Source organism: Streptomyces sp. SID3212, assembly GCF_009865405.1.
GTDB lineage: Bacteria > Actinomycetota > Actinomycetes > Streptomycetales > Streptomycetaceae > Streptomyces.
Window position 1 is genome coordinate 1 of the sequence record NZ_WWJY01000117.1, and the last position, 2977, is coordinate 2977.

At 73.2% G+C, this 2977-nt stretch carries 2 protein-coding genes and 1 pseudogene; all 3 read right to left on the bottom strand.

All coding sequences use genetic code 11. The features are described 5' to 3' along the window. A pseudogene (locus GT042_RS37985) lies at positions 1-186 on the bottom strand (hypothetical protein); the annotation flags it as partial. 75 nt (positions 187-261) lie between these two features. After that, on the bottom strand, positions 262-789 hold the full coding sequence (locus GT042_RS03490; RefSeq protein WP_161307223.1) for a sigma-70 family RNA polymerase sigma factor: 528 nt from the start codon (positions 787-789) through the stop codon (positions 262-264). Positions 790-903: 114 nt separating this feature from the next. Then, positions 904-2977: tetratricopeptide repeat protein (locus GT042_RS03495; protein ID WP_161307224.1), on the bottom strand; the 2074-nt coding region annotated here is incomplete at its 5' end.

Consider the following 2977-nt stretch of genomic DNA (forward strand, 5'->3'; position numbering starts at 1 on the left):
GCTCCCGGTGTGCGTCAGCCGGCGGATCTGGAGCAGCCCCTCGAAGGCGACCCGTACCTCCGCGGCCCGCACCCCGGGCGTCACATCGGACACCGGCCCGTCACCCGTCGCCGCCTCGAACCCGCCGTCGCCCCCTGCCCCCTGGCCCGGTGCCCCGCCGTTCCGTACCCCGTCGTCCCCCGCCATCGCCCGCGCCCCTCGGTCCCGTCGCCGTGTGCCGTCCCGGAGACTCTGCCACGGCGTCCGCAGCGCGGGCGCGGCTCAGTTCGCGCCCTGCACCCGCCGGCGGAGGTTGGTCAGCGCGTAGTGCTGGCGGGACTTCACCGTCCCGGGCGGTATGCCCAGGATCCCGGCCGTCTCCTGCACGGTCCGGCCGCAGAGGTACGTGTGCACCAGCACCTCGCGGTGCTCCACCGACAGCTGCCGCAACAAGTACGTCGCGTCGACCGACGCGAGCACCGAGTCCGCGTGGTCCCGCTGGGCCATGTCCTGGTTGTCGGTGCCCACCGTCTCGTACCGGTGGGGGGCGCTGCGCATCCGGTCGATGATCAGGTTGCGCGCGACCGTGAGCAGCCAGCCACGGACCGAACCGTCCGTGCTGTACAGCCGCTCCGTGTGGCGCCAGGCGCGGATCATGGTCTCCTGGACGACGTCCTCGGCGAGCTGCCGGTCGCTCAGCAGCTTCTCGGCGTACGCGAGCAGCGCCTTCCCGTGATCTGCCACCAGTACGTGGAGGAGCTGTTCCTGGCCGGCCTGCGAGGAGGCCTTCGGTGCCGTGATGGGCTTCATGTCCTGGTTCCTGAGGGGAATCGTGCCGGCTCCGGGCGGGAGCGCCACCGAGCCTAGGCAGGACCCTGTGCCGAAAAAGTGACGGAAACCATCGACCCCGACTCCGGCCCGGCGTCAGACCCTCAGTGCCGGTGACTCCCGGTGCGACGGCGCCCCGAGGCGGCGGAGCCTGTCCCGGACCGCCTCGGCGTCGGGATGGTCGAAACCGTCGAAGATCTCCAGCGCGCGCACCCAGGCCGAGGCGGCCCGTACCGGAGCGCCCAGCGCCGCCTGGGTGTCCCCGATGTGCACCAGCGTGTCCGCCTCCAGCGAGCAGTCGCGCAGATCGCGGTACAGGTCCAGGGCATGCCCGTACGAGGCCAGGGCCTGCTGGTACTGCCGCAGGTGGTGATGGGCGTACCCCAGGCTGTCCCAGGCCGCCGCCTCGCCGTTGCGGTCCCCGATCTCCTGGTGCAGCGCCAGGGACCGACGGCACTGGGCGAGCGCCTTCTCGTACTCGCCGAGCAGGATGTACGTCCAGCCGACCTCGTTGAAGATGCTGCCGAGGCCGGCCGTGTGGGACGCCTCCCGGTAGTACACGGCCGCCTGCCGGTAGTGGTCAAGGGCCTGGAGGTGACGGCCGAGCCGGTTGGACTGGAACGCAAGGTACCGATGGGTCCTGCCCAGGCCGACCGGGTCGTTCAGCTCGCCGTACAGCTCCAGCGCCCGGGACAGCTGGGCCCGGGCCTCGTCGTGGCGCTTCAGCCGTCCGCTGACGAACCCGAGGACCTGATGCGCGTGCGCCTGCCCGTACACGTCACCGAGCCGCTGCGCCGCCGTCACCGCGAAGGTCTGCATGGTCAGCTGCTCCTGCCAGCGTCCCCGCCGGTCGAGGAACAGCTCCAGGATCGCCGCCAGCCGCCAGCAGTGGCCGGTCGAGCCGTACCGGGCGTCCTGTTCGACGGACGACAGCAGGACGGAGCGCTCCGTCTCGATCCAGTCCGCGGCCTCCCGCGCGTCGGGGAAGGCGAGCGGACCCGAGCCGGGCGCGGCCGGGGGCAGCGGGAAGCGCTCCCGGTGGGGCGCCATCGACGTATCGGCGGCCAGCGCGGTGTGCAGGTAGTGGTCCTGCATCCGGTGGCGGGCGGCGGACCGGTCGTCCTTTGAATCCTGCGCGTGCGCCAGCTCGGCGCCGTACGCCCGCAGCAGTTCGTGCGAGGCGAAGCGGCCCGGTGTCTCCTCGGTGAGCAGCTGCGCGCGGACCAGCTCGGCCAGCGAGGGCCGTACCTCCGGCTCCCGCAGGCCGACCAGGCTCGCCGCCGCGGCCGTGGAGCAGCAGGGCCCCGGATGCAGGGCGAGCAGCCGGAACAGCCGCGCGGCGGCGGGGGAGAGGGTGCGGTACGACCAGGAGAAGACGCTGCGCGCGTCCGTGACGGGATCTCCGCCCGCGAAGGCGTCGAGACTGCCGTGGCCGCGGCGCAGCTCCGCGGCGATGGAGGAGAGCGAGAAACCGGGGTGGACGGCGGCGCGGGCGCTGACGATGGCCAGGGCCAGCGGAAGCCGTCCGCAGAGAGCGACGATCTCGTCGGCGGCGTCGGACTCGGCGGTGAGCCGGTCCGCGCCCAGGCGCCGGGCCAGGAACTCCCGCGCCTCGGGGACGGTCAGCACGTCCAGGGTGACGGGGCGGGCGCCGTCGGCGGCTATGAGCCCGTGGAGCTGGTTGCGGCTGGTGACGATGGCCAGACAGCCGGGCGCTCCCGGCAGCAGGGGACGTACCTGCTCGGTGTCCCTGGCGTTGTCCAGCAGCACGAGCACCCGGCGGCCCGCGAGGAGACTGCGGTAGAGCGCGGCCTGCGCGTCCAGACCGGCGGGGATGCGGTTCGGGTGCACCCCGAAGGCGTCGAGGAAGCTGCGTATCGCGTCGGCCGGGTCCATGACCGGCCCGGTCGGGTCGAAACCGCGCAGATTGACGTAGAGCTGCCCGTCCGGGAAGCGGTGGGCGACCTCGTGGGCCCAGCGCACGGCGAGCGTGGTCTTGCCGACCCCGGCCATGCCCCCGATGGCACTGATCACCACGGCGGCCGGCTGCTCGCCCTCACGCTCGCCCTCGTCGGGCAGCAGGGCGTGGCTCCTGGCCAGCTCGGAGCGGCGGCCGGTGAACGCGGACAGGTCCGCGGGCAGCTGCGCGGGACGCACCTTGGGCGCGTAC

What these genes read in the sequence shown, in the direction of transcription:
- GT042_RS03490 (WP_161307223.1), bottom strand. Translation starts at nt 789, where the DNA reads ATGAAGCCCATCACGGCACCGAAGGCCTCCTCGCAGGCCGGCCAGGAA.